Origin of the sequence: Actinokineospora guangxiensis (assembly GCF_042657845.1) — a bacterium.
GTDB classification, from domain to species: Bacteria; Actinomycetota; Actinomycetes; order Mycobacteriales; family Pseudonocardiaceae; genus Actinokineospora; species Actinokineospora guangxiensis.
Genome location: NZ_JBHSKF010000012.1, coordinates 189,438 through 210,743, shown reverse-complemented (window position 1 = coordinate 210,743; position 21,306 = coordinate 189,438). Strand labels below are relative to the sequence as shown.

At 71.7% G+C, this 21,306-nt stretch carries 19 protein-coding genes; 16 read left to right on the top strand and 3 right to left on the bottom strand.

Annotation, left to right across the window (positions count from 1 at the left end; genetic code table 11):
- Positions 1–15: 15 nt before the first annotated feature.
- The 5 genes from ACFPM7_RS22340 (at position 16) to ACFPM7_RS22320 (ending at position 6,032) form a co-directional block, all read left to right on the top strand.
- A complete protein-coding gene (locus ACFPM7_RS22340; RefSeq protein WP_378249652.1) occupies positions 16–210 on the top strand; it encodes a ubiquitin-like protein Pup in 195 nt (64 codons plus the stop codon).
- 45 nt (positions 211–255) lie between these two features.
- Positions 256–1,095: a proteasome subunit beta gene (prcB, locus tag ACFPM7_RS22335; protein WP_378249651.1), complete on the top strand. Its 840-nt coding sequence runs from the start codon at positions 256–258 to the stop codon at positions 1,093–1,095.
- A gap of 37 nt (positions 1,096–1,132) precedes the next feature.
- Positions 1,133–1,882, top strand: coding sequence for a proteasome subunit alpha (gene prcA, locus ACFPM7_RS22330; protein WP_378249650.1), 750 nt, complete (start codon positions 1,133–1,135; stop codon positions 1,880–1,882).
- A gap of 225 nt (positions 1,883–2,107) precedes the next feature.
- On the top strand, positions 2,108–4,882 hold the full coding sequence (locus ACFPM7_RS22325; protein ID WP_378249649.1) for a S8 family serine peptidase: 2,775 nt from the start codon (positions 2,108–2,110) through the stop codon (positions 4,880–4,882).
- Positions 4,883–5,060: 178 nt separating this feature from the next.
- The gene (locus tag ACFPM7_RS22320; RefSeq protein WP_378249648.1) at positions 5,061–6,032 is read left to right on the top strand and encodes a LysR family transcriptional regulator; all 972 of its coding nucleotides are present in this window, start codon (positions 5,061–5,063) and stop codon (positions 6,030–6,032) included.
- Here ACFPM7_RS22320 and ACFPM7_RS22315 read toward each other — a convergent pair.
- Entirely contained in the window at positions 6,029–7,534 is a 1,506-nt protein-coding gene (locus ACFPM7_RS22315; RefSeq protein ID WP_378249690.1) for a bifunctional phosphatase PAP2/diacylglycerol kinase family protein, read from the bottom strand. The two genes, ACFPM7_RS22320 and ACFPM7_RS22315, sit on opposite strands and share 4 nt — an antisense overlap.
- Positions 7,535–7,674: 140 nt before the next feature.
- On the opposite strand from ACFPM7_RS22315, the gene pafA reads away from it, so the two are divergent.
- From pafA to ACFPM7_RS22265, 10 genes are all read left to right on the top strand, one after another.
- Complete coding sequence (gene pafA / locus ACFPM7_RS22310; RefSeq protein WP_378249647.1) at positions 7,675–9,033, top strand: Pup--protein ligase; 1,359 nt, start codon at positions 7,675–7,677, stop codon at positions 9,031–9,033.
- Positions 9,034–9,377: 344 nt separating this feature from the next.
- The gene (locus ACFPM7_RS22305) at positions 9,378–10,352 is read left to right on the top strand and encodes a helix-turn-helix transcriptional regulator (protein WP_378249646.1); all 975 of its coding nucleotides are present in this window, start codon (positions 9,378–9,380) and stop codon (positions 10,350–10,352) included.
- The gene (locus ACFPM7_RS22300) at positions 10,349–11,311 is read left to right on the top strand and encodes a helix-turn-helix transcriptional regulator (protein WP_378249645.1); all 963 of its coding nucleotides are present in this window, start codon (positions 10,349–10,351) and stop codon (positions 11,309–11,311) included. The genes ACFPM7_RS22305 and ACFPM7_RS22300 overlap by 4 nt, the downstream gene beginning before the upstream one ends.
- A 48-nt stretch (positions 11,312–11,359) precedes the next feature.
- The gene (locus ACFPM7_RS22295) at positions 11,360–11,605 is read left to right on the top strand and encodes a hypothetical protein (RefSeq protein WP_378249644.1); all 246 of its coding nucleotides are present in this window, start codon (positions 11,360–11,362) and stop codon (positions 11,603–11,605) included.
- Entirely contained in the window at positions 11,602–11,916 is a 315-nt protein-coding gene (tatA, locus tag ACFPM7_RS22290; protein WP_378249643.1) for a Sec-independent protein translocase subunit TatA, read from the top strand. Before ACFPM7_RS22295 ends, tatA begins: the two co-directional genes overlap by 4 nt.
- Positions 11,917–12,007: 91 nt before the next feature.
- A complete protein-coding gene (tatC, locus tag ACFPM7_RS22285) occupies positions 12,008–12,871 on the top strand; it encodes a twin-arginine translocase subunit TatC (protein ID WP_378249642.1) in 864 nt (287 codons plus the stop codon).
- A 57-nt stretch (positions 12,872–12,928) separates the two neighbouring features.
- Positions 12,929–13,810 carry a diacylglycerol/lipid kinase family protein gene (locus ACFPM7_RS22280; protein ID WP_378249641.1) on the top strand — a complete coding sequence of 294 codons (882 nt, stop codon included), beginning with the start codon at positions 12,929–12,931 and terminating at the stop codon, positions 13,808–13,810.
- 48 nt (positions 13,811–13,858) lie between these two features.
- The gene (locus ACFPM7_RS22275; RefSeq protein WP_378249640.1) at positions 13,859–16,627 is read left to right on the top strand and encodes a DEAD/DEAH box helicase; all 2,769 of its coding nucleotides are present in this window, start codon (positions 13,859–13,861) and stop codon (positions 16,625–16,627) included.
- A gap of 115 nt (positions 16,628–16,742) precedes the next feature.
- Positions 16,743–17,399 (top strand): DUF4333 domain-containing protein, encoded by a 657-nt coding sequence (locus ACFPM7_RS22270; protein ID WP_378249639.1) that lies wholly within the window; start codon positions 16,743–16,745, stop codon positions 17,397–17,399.
- The gene (locus ACFPM7_RS22265; protein WP_378249637.1) at positions 17,396–18,583 is read left to right on the top strand and encodes a GNAT family N-acetyltransferase; all 1,188 of its coding nucleotides are present in this window, start codon (positions 17,396–17,398) and stop codon (positions 18,581–18,583) included. The genes ACFPM7_RS22270 and ACFPM7_RS22265 overlap by 4 nt, the downstream gene beginning before the upstream one ends.
- Before the next feature lie 6 nt (positions 18,584–18,589).
- On the opposite strand, the gene ACFPM7_RS22260 is transcribed toward ACFPM7_RS22265, so the two are convergent.
- Complete coding sequence (locus tag ACFPM7_RS22260; protein ID WP_378249636.1) at positions 18,590–19,516, bottom strand: 5'-3' exonuclease; 927 nt, start codon at positions 19,514–19,516, stop codon at positions 18,590–18,592.
- 212 nt (positions 19,517–19,728) lie between these two features.
- On the opposite strand from ACFPM7_RS22260, the gene ACFPM7_RS22255 reads away from it, so the two are divergent.
- Positions 19,729–19,902, top strand: coding sequence for a sigma factor-like helix-turn-helix DNA-binding protein (locus ACFPM7_RS22255; protein WP_378249634.1), 174 nt, complete (start codon positions 19,729–19,731; stop codon positions 19,900–19,902).
- Here ACFPM7_RS22255 and ACFPM7_RS22250 read toward each other — a convergent pair.
- Entirely contained in the window at positions 19,879–21,303 is a 1,425-nt protein-coding gene (locus ACFPM7_RS22250) for a GH1 family beta-glucosidase (RefSeq protein ID WP_378249632.1), read from the bottom strand. The genes ACFPM7_RS22255 and ACFPM7_RS22250 overlap by 24 nt on opposite strands.
- Between the last annotated feature and the right edge of the window lie 3 nt (positions 21,304–21,306).

Genomic DNA, 21,306 nt, shown 5'->3' with positions numbered 1-21,306 from the left:
CACCGGGAGGCGACGATGTCCCAGGAGCAGAAGCAGCGCCAGGGCGGCGGAGACGGCGACGAGGGCGCCGACGACACCACCGCCGCCGGCCAGGAGCGCCGGGAGAAGCTCAGCGACGACACCGACGCGATCCTGGACGAGATCGACGACGTCCTCGAGGAGAACGCCGAGGACTTCGTCCGCGCCTACGTCCAGAAGGGCGGCCAGTAGCCGCTCGGCCAGGCCCCCGTCCCGCGACCGGAAACGAAAGCAGGCATGGATCACACCTCACCCCGCGGGCTGCCCGCCGCCTACCTGACGGCGGGCACCTCGTCGTTCACCGACTTCCTCCGCGCCCAGTCCCCCGAGCTGCTGCCGGGCAACCGGCCGGTCGGCACGGTGACCTCGGCCGACACCATCCCGCACGGCACCACGATCGTGGCCGTCACCTTCTCCGGCGGCGTGCTCATCGCCGGTGACCGGCGCGCGACCGCGGGCAACATGATCGCCCAACGGGACATGGAGAAGGTGTACATCACCGACGGCTACTCGTCGGTGGGCATCGCGGGCACGGCGGGCATCGCCGTGGAGATGGTCCGCCTGTACGCCGTCGAGCTCCAGCACTACGAGAAGCTCGAGGGCCGGTCGCTGTCGCTGGACGGCAAGACCAACAAGCTCGCGACCATGGTCAGGGGCAACCTGGCCACCGCGATGCAGGGCCTGGCCGTGGTGCCGCTGTTCGTCGGCTACGACCTCGACGCCCCCGACCCGGCCAAGGCGGGCCGGATCGTCTCCTTCGACGTGGCAGGCGGCCGCTACGAGGAGCGGGCGGGCTTCCACGCGGTCGGCTCCGGCTCGACGTTCGCCAAGTCGGCGCTCAAGAAGCTCTACGACCCGGCGGGCGACCGCGACCGCGCGCTGCGCATCGCCGTCGAGGCGCTCTACGACGCCGCCGACGACGACTCGGCGACCGGCGGCCCGGACCTGGCCCGCCGGATCTACCCGAGCATCGTCACCGTCACCGCCGATCTGGGCGCGGTCCGCATCGCCGAGGAGGAGGCCGCCGCGGTCGCCGAGGCCGTCGTGACCGCCCGCGACGAGCGTCCCCGCGGCTGACCCCGCCCACCCCGCCGAGCACCGAGGAACAACCGCCGTGACGATGCCGCTGTACACCTCGCCCGACCAGTTGATGCGCGACCGCAGGGAGTACGCCCGCAAGGGCATCGCCCAAGCGCGGAGCGTGGTCGCCCTCAAGTACGCCGACGGCGTGCTCTTCGTGGCCGACAACCCGTCGGCCACGCTGTACAAGGTCTCCGAGATCTACGACCGGATCGGGTTCGCGGCGGCGGGCCGCTACCCGGAGTACGAGAGCCTGCGCCGGGGCGGCATCCGACACGTCGACCTGTGGGGCTACTCCTACGACCGCCGGGACGTCTCCGCCCGCCAGCTCGCCAACGTCTACGCCCAGACCCTCGGCACCGTCTTCACCGAGCAGGTGAAGCCGCTGGAGGTCGAGCTGTGCGTCGCCGAGGTCGGCGCGACGGCGGCGCAGGACCAGCTCTACCGGCTGATCTTCGACGGCTCGATCATCGATGAGCAGCAGTACCTGGTCATGGGCGGGTCGACGGACCCGATCAACGCGTTGCTCAAGGAGACCTACGCCGACGGCATGGACCTGGCCGACGCCGTGCGGCTGGCGATCAAGGCGGTGGCCGCGGGCGCGGCCAACGGGACGGCCCCCGCGCTGGACAAGCTGGAGGTCGCGGTCCTGGACCGCAACCGGCCCACCCGGGCGTTCCGGCGGATCACCGGCGCCGCGCTCACCGCCCTGCTGCCCGCCGAGTCCGAAGGCGACGCCAAGCCGGTCGAGGACGTCGAGCTGCCGCCTGTCGAGGGCGAGTAGGCGCCAGATTCGCTGTCGCGGCGGGGCGGTCCCTTCGGGGGGTCGCCCCGCCGCTGTGTTACATCTCGATCACCGCATCGGGTGAAATCGCAGGTGGTGTGGATGTTATGGGTGGTCGGGATGGGGGCGGCGATATCAATCGGGCCATAGTGCGCATACGGATTCGCTCGATCGGGTGAGATATCGGGTGTCCGCTACACCCTGCTCGACCCCGAGGAAGCACCCATGCCGCGTTCCAGACCGCGACGTCGCGTCGCGCTGGCCGTCGTCCCCGTCCTGCTGGGGGCCGCTCTCGCCGGGAGCGGCACCGCGACCGGGCAACCCGCCGGGTCCGAGCAGACCGCCGAGGCGCCGATCCGCCTCGTCAGCGGGGAGTTCTTCCCCGGCAGGCTCCCGGCCCCCAGGGTCAGGGCGCTGGCCGCGGGGGAGCGTGGCGGCTACCTCGTCCAGTTCGCCGGAGCGATCCGCGAGGACTGGAAGGCGGGCCTGCTGGGCGCGGGCGCGGAGATCGTGGACTACATCCCGGAGAACGCGTACCGGGTCCGGATGAACCCGGGCCAGGCCGCGCGCGTCGCGTCGCTGCCCGGCGTGCACTGGGTCGGGCGCTTCCAGCCCGCCTGGAAGGTCACCGCCGACGCCAGGGCGGAGATCACCGAGGGCAAGCCCGCGGTGTACGAGGTGCGGGCCGAGGCGGGCGCCGACCCGTCCGCCGTGGCCGCCGCCGCCCGGGGCACCGGAGCGGTCGTCACCGAGACCGGCGACGGCGGCCTGCTGCTGGCCGCCACCCCCGCCCAGGCCACGAGCGTGGCGGGGATCGAGGGCGTCGCCGTCGTGGACGGCTTCCGCGTCCACGAGAGGCACAACGAGCACGCCGCCGGGACCATCATGCGCGGCGAGCAGGCCTACGCGCGCGGCTACGACGGCTCCACCCAGGTCGTCGCGGTCGCCGACACCGGCTTCGGCGGCGGAACAGCCGCCACCGGACACCCGGACGTGCCCGCCTCCCGCGTCGTCGCCATCCGCGACTGGCCGAGCGAGGACATCCCCGACTGCGCCGACGCCCGACCGGACGGCGCGCAGGACGTGGACAGCGGCCACGGCACCCACGTGGCCGTCTCGGCGGTCGGCGACGGCATGGCCGACGGTCGGGGCAAGGCGGCGGCGCACGGGGCCCGCCTGGTGTTCCAGGCGGTCGAGGACCACATCGACATGTTCGGCTCGTGCGCGAGCTACGGGGACGGCTACTACCTGCTCGGCATCCCGATCGACCTCGGGCTGCTCTTCCAGCAGGCCTACGACGACGGCGCGCGCATCCACGCCAACTCGTGGGGGTCGGACTCGGCGGGGGCCTACACCGAGGACTCCCGCTACGCCGACAAGTTCTCCAACGAGCACCGGGACATGCTGATCACGTTCTCGGCGGGCAACGCCGGGGTGGACGCCGACGCGAACGGGGTCATCGATCCCCGCTCCGTCGGCGCGCCCGGCACCGCCAAGAACGTGCTCACCGTCGGCGCGTCGGAGAACGGCAAGGCCGCCTCCCCGTGCGACCCCGCCCTGACCTACCAGGCGCAGGGCGCCGCCGAGCGCGCGACGATGGGCAACCGCTCCTGCGCGCAGGCAGGCGGCCAGAACGTCATCCCGACCTGGGGTGACTGGTGGTCGTCGGACTACCCGGTGAACCCGCTGCGCTCCGACCGCCAGACCGGCAACGCCCAGCAGCTCGCCGCCTTCTCCAGCCGGGGGCCGACGACCGACGGCCGCATCAAGCCCGACATCGTCGCGCCGGGCTCGTGGATCTCCTCGGGCTACTCGGACATGCACCAGCAGCAGTACGACGGCACCGTCAACCCGGCGACCGGCCTCGCCCAGGACGACGGCTACGGCTTCCCGCTGAACGACGACTACAAGTACTTCAGCGGCACCTCGATGTCGAACCCGCTCGCCGCGGGCGGCGCGGCCGTGGTCCGCGACTACTACAAGAAGCACCACGGCATCGACGCCACCTCGGCGCTGGTGCGCGGCACGATCGTCAACAGCGCGACCGACCTGCTGGACGAGAACAACGACGGCGTCAACGACAACGACTTCCCCATCCCGAACATCCACGAGGGCTGGGGCCTGGTGAACCTGGACAAGGCCACCGCGGGCACCGCCCGCCACGTCGACGAGGGCGCCGGGCTGGCCACCGGCGGCGTGACCGAGCACCGCGTCCGGGTCACCCCCGGCAGCCCGTTCAAGGTCACCCTCGCCTACACCGACCGGGAAGCGGCGACCACCGCGGCCCGCTCGCTGGTCAACGACCTCGACCTGGAGGTCGTCTCGCCCAGCGGCGTGGTCTACCGGGGCAACGGGTTCGCGGGCGGCTGGTCGCGTACCGGCACCACCGCCGACACGGCCAACAACCTGGAGAACGTCTTCATCCAGGCGCCGGGCGAAGGCGACTGGACCGTCCGGGTGCGCGGGCGCAACGTGCCCTTCGGGCCGCAGACGTTCGCGCTGGTGATGGACGGCAGGGTCGCCGCGGCCACCAACGAGATGCTGCGCAACCCGGGCTTCGAGTACGGCCCCGCCGCGGACTGGGCGGGCAAGACCTCGGTCATCACCAACTCGACGGCGCGGCCCGCGCACGAGGGCTCGTGGTGGGCGCGCTTCGGCGGCACCGGGCGCAAGGGCACCGAGACGCTGCACCAGGACGTCCCCGTGCCCGGCAACGCCACCGCGGTCGCGGTGTCCTACTGGGTGCGGGTGGACACCGCCGAGACGACCACGACCGGTCAGTACGACAAGCTCCAGCTCCGCGTGCTGTCCACCAGCGGGACGGTGCTGGGCACCCTCGGGACGGTCTCCAACCTGGACGCATCCGGTGCGTACGTTCAGAAGACCCACGACCTGAGCGCGTACAAGGGCCAGACGATCCGCCTCGCGTGGGTCGCCAGCGAGGACAGCTCCAAGCAGACCACCTTCGCGGTGGACTCCACTTCCGTGCGCTGGTCCTGAAAGGCTGCCGCGGCGCGGGCGACGCCCGCGCCGCGGTGTTCCACCCCGGCTCCGCGACCCCGTCCGATGACGAGGGTCCCGGAGCCGTTTCGACACGCCGGAGATCGGAAATGTGTCGCTGTTCCCAAACCCCGATCCGGGATTTGCATAACCCGGTCCCAGGGGGCATAACACTGGTGTGAACGAGCTGGAGCTGCGCCACCTCCGAGTCATCTGCGCCGTCGCCGACGCGGGGAGCCTGTCGAAGGCCGCCGTGCAGCTCGGGGTGTCGCAGCCAGCGCTCACCGCCCAGCTCCAGCGCCTGGAGCGCCGGGTCGGCGGGCTGCTGTTCGCCCGCACCGGCACCGGGGTCGTGCCCACCGACCTCGGCAGCTACGTGCTCACCACCGCCCGGCTGCTGCTCAGCGAGGTGGACGACCTGATGGCGGGCATCAAGCAGCGCACCCAGACGGCGACCGCGACCGGCGTCGTGCGGGTCGGCGGGCCGCCCGGCCTGATCGTGCCGATGTTCGCCACCGCGATCGCCGACCGCCTCGGCGGGGCCGAGGCCGCCATCGAGATCGAGACCCAGCCGATCGAGCTGCTGCGCAAGCTGGTGGACCGCAAGCTGGACTTCGCGGTGCTGGAGGAGAACCCCGGCTTCCGCACCCCGCTGCCCTCGCACCTGCACGCCAGGGTCATGCTGCGCTCGCCGCTCTACGTCGCCATCGCCGAGACCCACCGGCTCGCGGGCAAGACCGAGATCGACCTCGCCGAACTGGCCGACGACAACTGGGTCATGCCGCCGGTCGCCGAGGGCACCGAGCAGCTGGCGTTCGTCCGCGCCTGCGCCGCGCGCGGCTTCACCCCGCGCATCCGCCACCAGATGTCGGACTCCACCACCACCCGCGCCCTGGTCGAGGCGGGCGCGGTCACCCTCGCCAAGCCGGTCGCCCGCGAGGGCAACGGCCTGGTCATCCGCAGCCTGGTCGACTCGCCGCTGGTCCAGGAGATCGTGCTGGTCTGGCACGAGGACAACGCCCTCGCCGACGCCGCGCGCGAAGCCCCCAAGCTCCTGGTCGCGGCCTACGACCAGCTCACCGACACCAACCCGATCTTCGCGTCGTGGTGGTCGGAGAACCGCGACATCCCGGTCGAAGAGCCCGGCTAGCCCGCCTCGGTGGGGCGGTAGATGGCCAGGGCGCTCGGCCGCGACCGGAAGCGGAAGCGGCTGCCCAGCGGGCCGACCTCGCCGTCGGTGGCGATGCGGCGCTCGACGTCGTCCAGCAGGCGCACCTCCAGTTCGGCCAGGTCGCGCTGCCGGTAGACGTGGCTGGTGTGCAGCGTCCTGGTCAGCGTGGCGAGCACGAACCGCAGACGCGAGTACGGGACGTCCGCACGCAGGTAGCGCACGTCGAGCAGACCCGAGTCCAGCACCGGGCGGTGCGTCGGCACGAAGCCCTTGGGGGAGTAGGTGCCGTTGCCGACGAAGAGCCACCACACCAGGTGTGAGCGGCCGTCGACCGACATCCGGATCGGCTGCGCCCGGCGCAGGCTGCGGTGCAGCGCGACCGCCGCGGCGGGCCACTTCGGCCAGCCGCGCTTCTCCAGCCGCTCGCGCAGCCGCACCATCTCCGGGTAGCCGCCCAGGCTGGCGGTGTTGACGAACCAGCGGTGCGCCTCGCCCTCGATGCCCGCGCCCTCGATGTCCACCCCGGCCAGGTCCACCGCGACGCCGTCGCCCGCCCGCACCGCGGCGTCGGCGGCGTCGATGCCGTCGACGCCGATGTCGCGGGCGAAGTGGTTCAGCGTGCCCGCGGGCACCACGACCAGCGGCAGGCGGAACTCCGCCGCCACCGCCGCCACCGCGGCGACCGACCCGTCGCCGCCTGCCACGCCGATCGCGCGGATGTCGCCGGGACCGGCCGTGAGCTCGTCGGAGAGCTGCTCGATCAGGTCGGCGCCGGGCCGGGGGTGCACCACGGTCGCCCGCGGCCAGCGGTGCTTGACCACGTCGGTGGCGTCCTCGCCCGCGATGCCCGCGTTCGGGTTGACCAGCACCAGCAGGCCGTCGCCGTCCTCAACGGCCGTCACCTCGGCGGCGTGCGCGCTCTGGGCGGGCGCGTCGGGGCCCAGCGGCCACCAGTGCAGCGTCGCGTAGGCGGCGCCGACCCCGATCGCCGCGCCCGCGAGGACGTCGGTCGGCCAGTGCACGCCGGTGTGCACCCGCGAGTAGGCCACCGCGCCCGCCACGGGGGCGACGACCTTGCCCAGGCCCTTGCGCTCCAGCCCCAGCGCGGTGGCGAAGGCGACCGCCGAGGCGGCGTGGCCGGAGGGGAAGGACGAGCTGGTCGGGCGCTTGGCCAGCCTGCGGTACTCGGGCAGCAGCTCGGCGGCGGGCCTGCGCCGGGGGAACAGGTTCTTGCCGACGAGGTTCGCCGACACGCTGGCGAAGGTGATCGCCCCCACCCCGCGCAGCGCCGCACGGCGCGTCTTGCCCTTCTTCGCCGCCAGCACGACCGCGATCGCGAACCACAGCCTGCTCTTGTTCGCCGACCTCGACAGCGACATCAGCCAGCCGTCGGCGGGGGTCTTCGGCAGCTGGCCGCTGCGGATGACCAGGTCGCGGTCGACCCGGTTGACCTGGCGGGCTGAGCGCCGGACGTGTCCCATCACGATCGCCGATTGAACAGGACGGCCGGACGCCGCGCCCGAGGGGTCCGGGTCCGGTTCCACGGAAGAGTCCAGGTCGAAATGGTCACGGACCTGAATGGCGCACGGCTGGAGACGGTGTTAGCACCTAGGCTGAGGGGATGCAGCGGCGGATCTTCGGGATTGAGACCGAATTCGGCGTGACCTGTACGTTCCACGGGCAGCGCAGGCTGTCGCCGGACGAGGTCGCGCGCTACCTGTTCCGGCGGGTGGTGTCGTGGGGGCGCTCATCCAACGTCTTCTTGCGCAACGGCTCGCGCCTGTACCTCGACGTGGGCTCGCACCCCGAGTACGCCACCGCCGAGTGCGACGACCTCGTCCAGCTGGTCACCCACGACAAAGCGGGCGAGCGCATCCTCGAAGACCTGCTGGTCGACGCCGAGCGCAGGCTCGCCGACGAGGGCATCGGCGGCGACATCTACCTGTTCAAGAACAACACCGACTCGGCGGGCAACAGTTACGGCTGCCACGAGAACTTCCTGGTCACCAGGGCGGGGGAGTTCTCCAGGATCGCCGACGTGCTGCTGCCGTTCCTCGTCACCCGCCAGCTGATCTGCGGCGCGGGCAAGGTCCTGCAGACCCCGCGCGGGGCCGTGTACTGCCTGTCGCAGCGCGCCGAGCACATCTGGGAGGGCGTCTCCAGCGCCACCACCCGCTCGCGCCCGATCATCAACACCCGCGACGAGCCGCACGCCGACGCCGAGCGCTACCGCCGCCTGCACGTCATCGTGGGCGACTCGAACATGGCGGAGCCGACGACCCTGCTCAAGGTCGGCTCGGCCAACCTCGTGCTGGAGATGATCGAGGAGGGCGTCCAGTTCCGCGACTTCAGCCTCGACAACCCGATCAGGGCCATCCGCGAGATCAGCCACGACCTGACCGGCCGCAGGCTGGTCCGCCTGGCGGGGGGCCGCGAGGCCAGCGCCCTGGACATCCAGCGCGAGTACTACTCCAAGGCCGTCGAGCACGTCGCCCGCCGCTCGCCGGACCCGCTGGCCGACCGCGTCATCGAGCTGTGGGGCCGCGTGCTGGACTCCGTCGAGGCCCAGGACCTGACCAAGATCGACCGCGAGATCGACTGGGCGATCAAGCACCGCCTGATCGAGCGCTACCGCGGCAAGCACGACATGGACCTCTCCAGCCCCCGGGTCGCCCAACTGGACCTGGCCTACCACGACATCCGCCGGGGCCGGGGCATCTTCGACCTGCTCCAGCGCAAGGACCTGGTCACGAGGGTCACCGACGACGGCGAGATCGAAGCCGCCAAGGACACCCCGCCCCAGACGACCCGCGCCAAGCTCCGCGGCGACTTCATCGCCGCCGCACAGCAGGCGGGCCGCGACTTCACCGTGGACTGGGTCCACCTGAAGCTGAACGACCAGGCCCAGCGGACGGTCCTGTGCAAGGACCCGTTCCGTGCCGTGGACGAGCGGGTGGAGCGGCTGATCGCCTCGCTCTGACGCGCTGACCAGCTGAGAAGGCCCCGGCGGACCACCGCCGGGGCCTTCTGGCGTCCGGGGAAAGAGGCCATCTCCTCGACTTTCTCGTCCTCCTCCTGGCATCCCGAGGCGCGCATTCGTTTCTTCTCAAGTTTTCACTTCACACTATCCGCTATCAAGATAATGGCCGAAGGTTGAAGGTGAGGGTTGGGTGCCTTGCGCGAGGAGATCTGGCAAGAGGAAAGAAGCCCAGAAGGGAGGAGTTGGCCTAATCGGTTGGGCCGAACAGCTTACTCCATCGCTCTCGCACACATGTTCGGTGTGTTGGGTGTTGGTCGGCGTGTAGGGCGCGTTAGGGTGCGCGAGTGTCGGTTGCCCGTGCTGAGCGCTTGGTGAATCTGGTGCTGTGTCTGCTGTCCACGCGGCAGTACCTCAGCGCTGAGCGGATTCGGGGGATCGTGCCCGGGTACGGCGAGGCGCCGAGCGACGAAGCGTTCTTCCGGACCTTCGAGCGGGACAAGACGGAGCTGCGCGAGCTGGGCATCCCGCTGGAGGTCGGCCGCAACTCGATGTTCGACACCGTCGACGGCTACCGCATCGCCCGCCGCGACTACGAGCTGGGCGAGATCGACCTGGAGCCCGACGAGGCCGCCGCCGTCGCGCTGGCCGTGCGGCTCTGGGACTCACCAGAGCTGACCGGAGCCGCCCACGGCGCGCTCCTCAAGCTCAGGGCGGCGGGCGTCGAGGTGCACCAGGCGCCGCACGCGGTCGTCGAGCCGAAGGTGGGAACCTCCGAACCCGCCTTCGGGCCGCTGCTGGCGGCCGTGCAGGCCGGGCAGGCCGTGCAGTTCGACTACCGCAGACCCTCGGGTGCGGACGTGCACACCCGCACCCTGGAGCCGTGGGGCGTGGTGTCCTGGCGCGGCCGGTGGTACGTGGTCGGCAATGACCGGGACAGGGGCGCGCCGAGGTGCTTCCGGCTGTCCAGGGTGGTCGGGGACGTGCGCAAGGTCGGCAGGGCGGGGCAGGTGCGCAGGCCCGACGGCGTCAACCTGATGACGTTCGTCTCCACGTTCGACAGCGGTCAGAGCCCTGGTCAGCCGGTCCGGCTGTGGGTGGCGAAGGGGCGCGCGGCGGGGGTGCGCAGGCGGGCGCGGGTGGTCGGCGCCCAGGAGATCGATGGAACGGCGGGGGATGTGGTGGAACTGGACCTCGCCTACCCGGATTCGGCGGGCAAGTGGCTCGCCGGGTACGGGCCGGATGTGGTGGTGCTGGCGCCGGACGTGCTGCGCAAGGCCGTGCGCGAGCGCCTGCTGGGCGTCGCCGAGGAGGCGAAGTGAGTTCCGCGCAGGACCGGCTGCCCCGGCTGCTGGCGCTCGTCCCGTACCTGCTCGCCCGCCCCGGCATCCGCATTGACGAGGCCGCGGGCGATTTCGGTGTCACCGCCAAGCAGCTGCGCAAGGACCTCGAACTGCTGTGGATGTGCGGGCTGCCCGGCTACGGCCCCGGCGACCTGATCGACATCTCCTTCGACGAGGACACCGTCACCGTCACCTTCGACGCGGGCATGCGCAGGCCGCTGCGGCTGACCGGCGCCGAGGCCACCGCCCTGCTGGTCGCGCTGCGCGCCCTGGTCGACGCCCCCGGCGTCGCCGACGCCGACGCGATCCGCCGGGCCCTGGCCAAGATCGAGGACGCGGCGGGCCAGGCCGAGCCCGCCGGGGTGGCGGTCGGGCTGGGCGTGCGCGAGGGCGCGACCGCCGAGGTGCGCTCCACCGTGCAGTCGGCGCTGCTGGAGAAGCGCGCGCTGCGGATGGCGTACTACACCGCGTCGAAGGACGAGGTCACCGAGCGGGTGGTGGACCCGATGCGGTTGATGATCGTGGAGGGACGGGGCTATCTGGAGGCGTGGTGCCGCCGGGCCGAGGCTGTGCGGCTGTTCCGGCTCGACCGCATCGATGACGCCGCGGTCCTGGACGAGCCGTCCACGCCGCCGCCGCACGCGCGTCCCACCGACCTGACCGACGGCTTCTTCCAGCCCGAGCCCAGCCAGCGCGCCGCGCGCCTGGTGTTGGAGCAGGACGCGCGCTGGGTGTCGGAGTACTACCCGGTGGATGAGGTGGAGGAGTTGCCCGACGCCCGCCAGCGGGTCGTCATGCGCTACGCCGACGAGTCCTGGATGACGCGCATGCTGCTGGGCCTGGGCGGTGACGTGCGGGTGGAGGAGCCCGCGGCGCTGGCCGAGGCGCTGCGGGCGCGGGCGGCCGACGCGGTGCGGCGCATCGATTCGCTCGGCTGACGCCGCCGGTTTATTTCCTGCTCATCTCCGCGAAGGTAGAGTCGATTCGTGCCGTACCTGCTCAGCGCACTGCTCGCGGTCGCCGCCCTGACCATCGCCATCGGTCTGGTCGCCGCGCTCAGGCGGGCAGGGCGCACGCGTGCCGCCGCCGAAGCGGCGCGGAAGGGCCTGGCCGACCGGTCGGGCCTGGTGCGGGCCAGGGCCGCGGGGCTGCGCGTGGCGATCGGGGACCTCAGGGGTCCCACCCGGCGCGTAGACTCGACGCAGCGAGGCGAAACAGGAGGACGGCCGTGAACCTTGGACCATGGGAGATCCTCATCATCGCGGTGGTGATCGTGCTGCTCTTCGGGGCGCGCAAGATGCCGCAGATGGCGAGGTCGCTCGGGCAGTCCATGCGCATCCTGAAGGCCGAGACCAAGGGGATGCGCAAGGACGAGGACGGCGACGCCCCGGCGCAGCCGCAGGCCGACACCGCCGCGGCGCAGGCGGCGGCCGCGCAGCCGCAGATCGCCCCGGCGAACCCCGTGCAGCCGCCCAAGACCGCTGAGCAGCTGCAGGCCGAGATCGATGAGCTGAAGCGCCAGCAGCAGAAGAACGCCAGCTGAGCGGACTGGAACGGTGGCGCGTGAGTCCCGCCGGTCAGGTCGTCGCGAGAGCAGGAAGCTGCGCAGCCGCCGTCACAATCCCGACGGCACGATGTCGCTGCGCGAGCACCTGTACGAGCTGCGGCACCGGCTAGGCCTGGCAGTTCTGTTCGTCGTTCTCGGCGGCGTGTTCGGTTTCATCTGGTTCATGCTCCCGCTGGGGCCCGTCCCGTCGCTGGGGCGGATTCTGTTGGACCCCTACTGCGCGCTGCCCACCGACATCCGGTTCGAGCCTCGGCCGGGTGATTGCCAGCTGTTCCAGACGAAGCCTTTCGAGGCGTTCATGGTGCAGTTCAAAGTCGGTATCGCGGTGGGCATCGTGGTGATGGCGCCCGGTTGGCTGTACCAGGTGTGGGCGTTCATCACCCCGGGGCTGTACGCGCGTGAGCGCCGGGTGGCCCTGACGTTCGTGCTGATCGGTTCGGTGCTGTTCGCCTGTGGTGGGTGGCTGGCGTTCTTCGTCATCCCGCAGGGCCTGGAAGTGCTGATGAGCTTTGGCGGCGGGTTCTTCGTCACCGCGCTCAACGCCTCGGACTACATCTCGTTCGTGCTGGTCATGCTGCTGATCTTCGGCGTGAGCTTCCTGCTTCCGCTGCTGATCACGATGCTGAACCGGGTCGGGGTGCTGCCGTACGCGAACCTCAAGCGCTGGCGGCGCTTCATCATCTTCGGGCTGTTCATCTTCGCCGCGTTCGCCACGCCCGGCACCGATCCGGTGTCGATGGTCGTGCTGGCGGCGGCGATGACGGTGTTGTTCGAGGTCGCGGTGCAGATCGCGCGGGTCCACGACCGGCGCAAGGCCAAGCGCGAGGCGCTGGAGGACGCGCAGAACTCGACGGACGTGGACAGCGCTTCGGAGCTGGATCTGTCGGTCCGGCCGGTCGAGCCCGCCAGGAACCTCGATGACGTGACCTGAGCCCTTGAGTCCGTCCGCCGGTTCTGGTGAAGTTACCGTCCGGTAGAGGGAGGGTTCATGCGGGTGGCGTTGGCCGTGCACCCGGCTTCGGGGCACGGTGCCGCGGGTCGGGTCGCTGGTGCTGTGTCGGCGAAGCTGCGGGCGGTCGCCGACGAGGTGACCGTTGTCTCCGCGACGTCGGTGGCGGAGTCGCGTGCGCTGATGCTGCGCGCCCGGGACGCGGGTCTGGACCTGGTGGTGGTGCTCGGCGGCGACGGGTCGGCGCACCAGGGTGTGCAGTTCTGCGCCGAGCACGGGGTCGATCTGGCTGTGGTTCCGGCGGGTACCGGCAACGACCTGGTGCGTGCCCTGGGTGGTCCGGGGGAGCCCTTGGCCGCCGCCGACGCGCTGGTGGCGGCGATCGGGTCGGGGGCGCGGCGCAGGCTGGACCTGGGCCGGGTGGGGGACGGGCCGTGGTTCGCCACGGTGTTGTGCGCCGGGTTCGACTCGGCGGTCAACGAGCGGGTGAACCGGATGCGCTGGCCGCACGGCCGCCGCCGCTATGACCTGGCCATTGTCGCCGAGCTGGCCCGGCTGCGGCCTCGGCGGCTGGTGCTGGACACGGACTCGGGCCGCGTGGAGACCGACGCGGTGCTGGTGGCGGTCGGCAACACCGCCTTCTACGGCGGCGGTATCCCGGTCTGCCCGGACGCTGATCCGGCCGATGGTCTCTTCGACGTCACGGTCCTGGGCCGGGCCTCGCGCCTGGACCTGCTGCGCATTCTGCCGACGCTGCGGACCGGCAAGCACGTCGAGCATCCGGCCGTGCGCACCTTCCGGGCGGCGAAGGCGGTGCTCGGCGGGGACAACGACTGGGTGGCCTATGCCGACGGTGAGCGGCTGCGGCCGTTGCCGGTGGCGGTGGAGTGCGTGCCGGGGGCGCTGTCGGTGGTGGGCTGATCCCGATTACCCCACGCGAACGTCGGTCGGGTGTGAAAGCCTTGGCCGGTGTCCGCTGGTGCATCCCGATCTCCGGCCGAGGCGTACGCCGCATCCCGGCGCCGCGCGAGCCACCCCAAGCTCACCGAGTTCACCGCTGAGCTGTCCTTCGAGCTGGACCCGTTCCAACAGCAGGCGTGCGCCGCGCTGGAGGACGGGCATGGGGTGCTGGTCTGCGCGCCGACCGGCGCGGGCAAGACCGTGGTGGGCGAGTTCGCGGTGCACATGGCGTTGGCCGAGGGCCGCAAGTGCTTCTACACCACGCCCATCAAGGCGCTGTCGAACCAGAAGTTCGCCGATCTGACGGCGCGCTACGGGGCGAAGTCGGTGGGTCTGCTGACCGGTGACACCGCGATCAACGGCAATGCGCCTGTCGTCGTGATGACGACGGAGGTGCTGCGCAACATGCTCTACGCGGAGTCGGCCACGCTCGACGGGCTCGGCTACGTGGTGATGGACGAGGTGCACTACCTGGCCGACCGCTTCCGCGGGGCGGTGTGGGAGGAGGTGATCCTGCACCTGCCGGAGTGGGTGACCCTGGTCAGCCTGTCGGCGACGGTCAGCAACGCCGAGGAGTTCGGTGAATGGCTGGTCGAGGTCCGCGGCGACACCACGGTGGTGGTGGATGAGCACCGGCCGGTGCCGTTGTGGCAGCACATGATGGTCGGCAACCGGATGATGGACTTGTTCGCCGACGGTGAGCCGAGTCCGGACGCGCGGATCAACGGGCAGTTGTTGCGCCGGGTGGAGGATGTCGGGCGCATGCACGCGCCGTGGCGGGGGCCTCGCCAGCGCGGCGGCCGCTCGGAGCGGTCGCCGAGGCCGCGGTTTCGGCCGCCGTCGCGCATCGAGGTGATCGGCAGGCTGGATGCGGAGGGTCTGCTGCCCGCGATCGTGTTCGTGTTCAGCCGGGCGGGCTGCGAGGCGGCGGTGAACCAGTGCGCGCGTTCGGGGGTGCGGCTCAACGGCGAGGACGAGGTCGCCGAGATCCGCGCGGTCGTGCAGCGCAAGACCCGGGATCTGCCGGAGGCCGACCTGGGCGTGCTGGGGTTCTGGGAGTGGCGTGAGGCGCTGGAGCGCGGGTTCGCCGCCCACCACGCTGGTCTGCTGCCCGCCTTCAAGGAGACGGTGGAGGAGTTGTTCGTGCGCGGCCTGGTGAAGGCCGTGTTCGCGACGGAGACGCTGGCGCTGGGGATCAACATGCCCGCGCGGACGGTCGTGTTGGAGCGGTTGGTCAAGTACAACGGCGAGGCGCACGTCGATCTGACGCCGGGGGAGTACACGCAGCTGACGGGCCGGGCCGGGCGGCGCGGTATCGATGTCGAGGGTCATGCGGTGGTGCTGTGGCAGCCGGGGGTGGACCCGAAGGCGGTGGGCGGGCTCGCCTCGACGCGGACCTATCCGCTGCGCTCGTCGTTCAAGCCGGGGTACAACATGGCGATCAACCTGGTCGACCGGCTCGGGGTGCGCTCGGCGCGCGACATCCTGGAGCAGTCCTTCGCCCAGTTCCAGGCTGACCGCTCCGTGGTCGGGATGTCGCGCCGGGTCGACCGCAACACCGAGGCCCTGGCCGGTTACGCGGAGTCGATGACGTGCCACCTCGGCGATTTCGCCGAGTACGCCGAGCTGCGGCGGCGGATCTCCGAGCGGGAGAAGCTGCTGGCCAGGCAGAACACCTCGACGCGGCGGGCGGAGACGGCGAAGTCGCTTGAGGCGTTGCGCAAGGGGGATGTGATCGCGGTGCCCGCGGGCAGGCGCTCGGGGCTGGCGATAGTGATCGATCCGGGCCTGGAGCCGATGGGGGAGCCGCGGCCGCTGGTGGTCACCGAGGACAGGTGGGCGGGCCGGTTGTCGGTGGCGGACTTCCCGGCGCCGGTGGCAGCGCTGGGCCGGGTGCGGCTTCCCAAGCAGGTGGATGTGCGCTCGCCGAAGTCGCGCCGTGATCTGGCCGCGTCGCTGCGCGCGACCGGGATCGAGGTGCCTGGCCGGGGCAGGCGCAGGACCGGTGCGGATGAGGACGAGGAGTTGCTGGCGCTGCGTCGGGCGCTGCGGGCGCACCCGTGCCACGGTTGCCCTGATCGTGAGGCGCACGCCCGCTGGGGTGAGCGCTACCACCGGCTGCGGGCGGAGACCGAGCAGGTGTCGCGCAAGGTGGCGGCCACGACGCACTCGCTGGCCCGGCAGTTCGACCGGATCAGGGCGCTGCTGGCGCAGCGCGGCTACCTGGCCGCTGATCCGCAGCGGCCTGGTGAGCAGGTGGTGACCGAGCACGGCAAGCGGCTCTCGCGCCTCTACAGCGAGTCCGACCTGCTGGCCGCGGAGTGTCTGCGCAATGGTGTGTGGGAGGGGTTGGACGCGGCGTCGCTGGCCGCGGTGGTGTCGGCGCTGGTCTACGAGGCACGTCGGGACGGGCCGATGGAGGCGCGGGTGCCCGGTGGGGCGGTCACCGACGCGCTGGTGGCGACGGCGCGGTTGTGGGCGGAGTTGGAGTCCGATGAGCGCCATCACCGCTTGGACAAGACGAGGGAGCCGGACGCGGGGTTCGCCTGGACGGTGTTCCGGTGGGCGCGCGGGGAGACCCTGGAGCGGGTGATCACCGCGGCCGAGTCGGCGGGCCAGGAGCTCTCGGCGGGTGACTTCGTGCGCTGGTGTCGCCAGGTGATCGATCTGCTGGACCAGATCCGTGTCGTGATGGGTGAGGGCACCGGGGTCGGGGCCGCGGCGGCGGCGGCGGTGAAGGCGATCCGGCGGGGTGTGGTGGCGCTGGCGTCCACCTGATCAGAGCGGTCGCGGGCTCTTGTGGTCCGGGGGGCGGGTCGCCCGGCGCGGGGCCCGCTGATTGTGGTTTGATCGCCCGCGAGTGCTCGCGCGCGAGACCAGGCGGAGGCGAACGATGAGCAGCCCGTACGGGCCGTCCGGTGGACAGGACCCGCAGCAGCCGTGGGGCCGGCAGCCTTACGGCGGGCAGGTCCCCGGCACGCCTTCTGGCGGCTTCCCGGCGCAGGGCGGCTATCCGCCCCCGCAGGGTTACCCGGGTCCCCAGCAGCAGCAGTACCCCGGCTACGGGCAGCCGCAGCAGCCCCAGCCGACGCAGCAGTACCCGGCGGGCGGCTATGGGCAGTCGCCTTACGGCGAGCAGCAGCAGCCGTACCAGGGCTATGGCCAGCCGCCGCAGCAGCAGTACCCGGGTCAGGGCGGGCCGCAGCCGAAGAAGAAGTCCGGCGCGCTGCTGTGGGTCATCGTGGCGGTCGCGGTGCTCGCGGTCGGCGCGGTGCTGGTGCTCGGCTTCGTGACGCCGGGCTGGTTCAACTCCAAGACGCTGGACCACGTCGCGGTGCAGGACGGCGTCAAGAAGATCGTGATCGACAACTACCAGGCGGACTCGGCGAAGATCGAGTCGGTGACGTGCCCGGAGGGCCAGCCGGTGAAGGTGGACCACCGGTTCTCCTGCACGCTGAAGTACGACGGCAAGGAGTTCACCGTCGACATCGTCGTGCGGGACGCGGAGAAGGCCGTCTACGAGGTCGCGGACCCGAGCCTGCCGCAATGACGGTGGAGGTCCGCCCGCTCGCCGACGGCGAGGTCCGTGCCGCGCACACGCTGTTCCGCGCGTCGCTGCACCGCGGTCCGATGTCGGATGAGCAGTGGGAGACGTTTGTCGACTCCTTCGAGCCGGGTCGCACTCACGGGGCTTTCGACGGTGACCGGTTGGTGGGCACGGCGCTGGCGTGGTCGTCGGATCTGCGGGTGCCGGGCGGGGCCGTGCTGCCGATGGCGGCGGTGACGCGGGTCGGTGTGCGGGCGGATTTCCGCAGGCGGGGCGCGCTGCGGGCGTTGATGGGCGTGCAGTTGGCCGATGTCGCCCGCCGCGGTGAGGTGTTCGCGGGGCTGCACGCCTCGGAGGCGGGCATCTACGGCCGGTTCGGCTACGGGGTGGCGACGCGGTCGCAGCGCATGGCGGCCAAGGGCGCCCGGCTGCGGCCGGGGGTGCCGTTCGGCGGCTCCGTGCGGGTGGTCGACGCGGGCGACAAGGTGATCTTCGACCTGTACGCGGCGGTGGGCAGGGCGGGGGTGGGGACGATCGCGCGGCCGGCGGCGATGTGGAAGAACTACGAGCGCGCCTGGGCGATCAAGGAGAACCTGGTCACCGCCGTGCACACCGGTCCCGGTGGGGATGACGGCTTCGTCACGTGGCGGCCGGTGGAGAGCGAGGGCTTCGAGCAGCATGTGCTGCAGGTCGAGGACTTCGTCGCCGCGGATGCCGGGGCGGCCTACGCACTGTGGGACTTCCTGTTCTCGCTGGACCTGGTGGAGCGGGTGCGGGTGTGGCAGCGCCCGGTGGACGAGGCGCTGCAGGCGGCGGTGGTGGACCCGCGCACGGTCACGGTCGAGGGCGTGGAGGACGATCTGTGGGTGCGGGTGGTGGATGTGCCCGCCGCGCTCGCCGCCCGCGCCTACCGGCCGGGTGATCCGGTCGTGGTCGAGGTGCTGGACCCGCTGCTGGAGGCCAATTCCGGCCGTTATGTGATCGGCCCTGGCGGCGCGGAGCGCACGGGGGCCGAGGCCGCGGTGGCGGTCGACGCCGAGGTGTTGGCGATGGTCTACCTGGGTGGGTGGACGTGGACGGCGCTGGCCGCGGCGGGCCGCGTCCAGGTCCGCGACCCGGACGCCCCCGCCGCTCTCGATCGCCTCTTCGCCGTCGACCGCGCGCCGTTCACCGGCACCTACTACTGAGGCCGCTCAGTTCGCGCCGAGGGCCTCGATGAGCCGGTCGACGCCGCTGCCGAGGTCCCAGCGCTGCTTGAGGGCGGTCAGGCGCTCGACGTCGACGGCGCCGGGGATGGGGTCGGCGCAGGTCGAGTCGATCGGGGCGTCGTTGTTGACCCGCACGACCAGCGGGGCTTTGGCGAGGTAGTCGGCGTCGTGCTCGAAGGCCTCGCGCACGCGCAGCGGGACGTCCTTGGAGCCTGCGGCGGCGGCCTCGACCAAGGCTTGGAGGGTGCCGAACTTGGTGATCAGCTTGGCGGCGGTCTTCTCGCCGATGCCGCTGATGCCGGGCAGGCCGTCGGAGGGGTCGCCGCGCAGCACGGACATGTCGGCGTAGGCGGAGCCCTGGGGCGGCAGGCCGTACTTCTCTGCCAGTTCCTGGGGGCCGATGACGGTCTTCTTGCGCCAGCCCGCGCCGACGTAGACGACGCGGACGGTGGTGGGTTCCTCGCGCACGCACTGGAAGAGGTCGCGGTCGCCGGTGATGATCTCGACCGGGTCGGTCTTCTCGCGGTGGGCGAGGGTGCCGATGACGTCGTCGGCTTCGTGGCCGGCGGATTCGGCCATGCAGATCCCGGCGGCGGCCAGCAGTTCCACGATGATCGGGACCTGGGGGGTGAGGGTGTCGGGGACCTCTTCGGCGTTGTTGGCGGGGTCGGCGACGCGCTGGGCCTTGTAGCTGGGGATGGCCTCGACGCGGAAGGCGGGGCGCCAGTCGGCGTCCATGCACGCGACCAGCCGTGCGGGCCGGCGCTCGGTGATGATCTGGGCGACCATCCCGGCGAAGCCGCGCACGGCGTTGACGGGGATTCCGTCCGGGGAGGTCATGGATTCCGGCACCGCGTAGAACGACCGGAAGTACATGCTCGCCGAGTCCAACAACACCAGTGGTCCGCTCACCGGGGTGACCTTGCCACACGGGGCCGACGAGGTCCATGTGAACAGGTACCGGGATGGGGGTGCGTGATGGTGACAAGTTCCTTGATATAGCTGGTGAATCCCCCGTAATGGGGAGGTCGGTAACGCGTCTGAGAGGTATGCGGAAGTCAGCGAGCAGGCGCACCGCGATCCCGGGACCTCGCCGGTTCCCTGCCGAGGAGCGGAGGGTCGAGGTGACCGCTGCGATGGCGGCGCTGCCGGAGGCGCAGCGCGAGATCCTGCGGCTGCGCCTGGTCGAGGGCCTGGCCGCCGACGAGGTCGCCGAGCGGCTGTCGATGACGGTGTCGGCGGTGCGCCTGGCCCAGCACCGCGCGCTGCAGGCGCTACGCGCGGTGCTGCGGGGCTGAGCGGGCTCGGGCGATCAGGTCCCGGTACCACAGGCCGCTGCGCTTGACGGTGCGCTTCTGGGTGTCGTAGTCGACACGCACCAGGCCGAAGCGCTTGTCGTAGCCGTAGGACCACTCGAAGTTGTCCAGGAACGACCACGCGAGGTAGCCGCGCACGTCGGCGCCCTTGGCCCTGGCCTCGGCCACGGCGGCGATGTGGTCGGCGAGGTAGGCCTCGCGGTCGGGGTCGTCGACGAAGCCGTCGGCGTCGGGGGTGTCCACGAACGCCGAGCCGTTCTCGGTGATGACCATCGGCAGGCCGGGGTAGTCCGCGCTCAGGCGCACCAGCAGGTCGGTGAAGCCGGGGGCGTCGATCTCCCAGTCCATGTGCGTCCTGGGCAGGTGCGGGCGGGCGACCTCGCGCACGACGGGGACGCCGTCGGGCCCGGCGAGCGCGCCGGATTCGTCCACACCGGACACCAGGCCGCCGAAGTAGTAGTTGACGCCCAGCACGTCGATCGGGGTGCTGATGACGTCGAGGTCGCCGTCGAGGACCGGTAGCGCGGCGCCGCGGATGGCGAAGTCGTCCACGACGTCCTGGGGGTAGCGGCCCAGGCGCAGCGCGTCCATCCAGACCCGCACGGCCAGGCCGTCGGCGAAGCGGGAGGCGGCGCGGTCGGCGGGGGTGTCCTCGGCGGGCAGGTTCAGCGCCATGTTGAGCGTGATGCCCAGTTCCAGCGGCGCGGTCGCGCTCTCGCGCAGGGCGATGGCGGCCAGGCCGTGGCCGAGCAGCAGGTGGTGGATGGCGCGCACGGCGTCGGGGAAGCTGCGGCGGCCGGGGGCCTGCCTGCCCTCGAAGTAGCCGAGCACCGAGGAGCACCAGGGTTCGTTGAGGGTGCTCCAGTGGCGGACGCGGTCGCCGAGCTTGGCGTGCACCAGCTGGGCGTAGTCGGCGAAGCGGTGCGCGGTGTCGCGTTCGGGCCAGCCGCCCGCGTCTTCCAGCTCTTGGGGCAGGTCCCAGTGGTAGAGCGTCAGCCACGGGTCGATGCCGTGGCCGAGCAGTTCGTCCACCAGGCGGTCGTAGAAGGCCAGGCCGGCCTGGTTCGCCGGGCCGCGGCCGGTGGGCTGGACCCTGGGCCAGGCGACGGAGAAGCGGTAGGTGTCGACGCCGAGGTCGGCCAGCAGGGCGACGTCGGCGGGCATGCGGTGGTAGTGGTCGCAGGCGGTGTCGGCGTGGTCGCCGTTGTCGACCATGCCGGGGGTGTGGGCGTAGGTGTCCCAGATGGAGGGTCCGCGGCCGTCCTCGGTGACGGCGCCCTCGATCTGGTAGGCGGAGGTGGCCACGCCCCAGCGGAAGTCGGCGGGCAGCGCGGCGAGGGGGTCGGGCGATCCGGCGGCCACCGGGTTCGGCTCGCGGTCCACGTG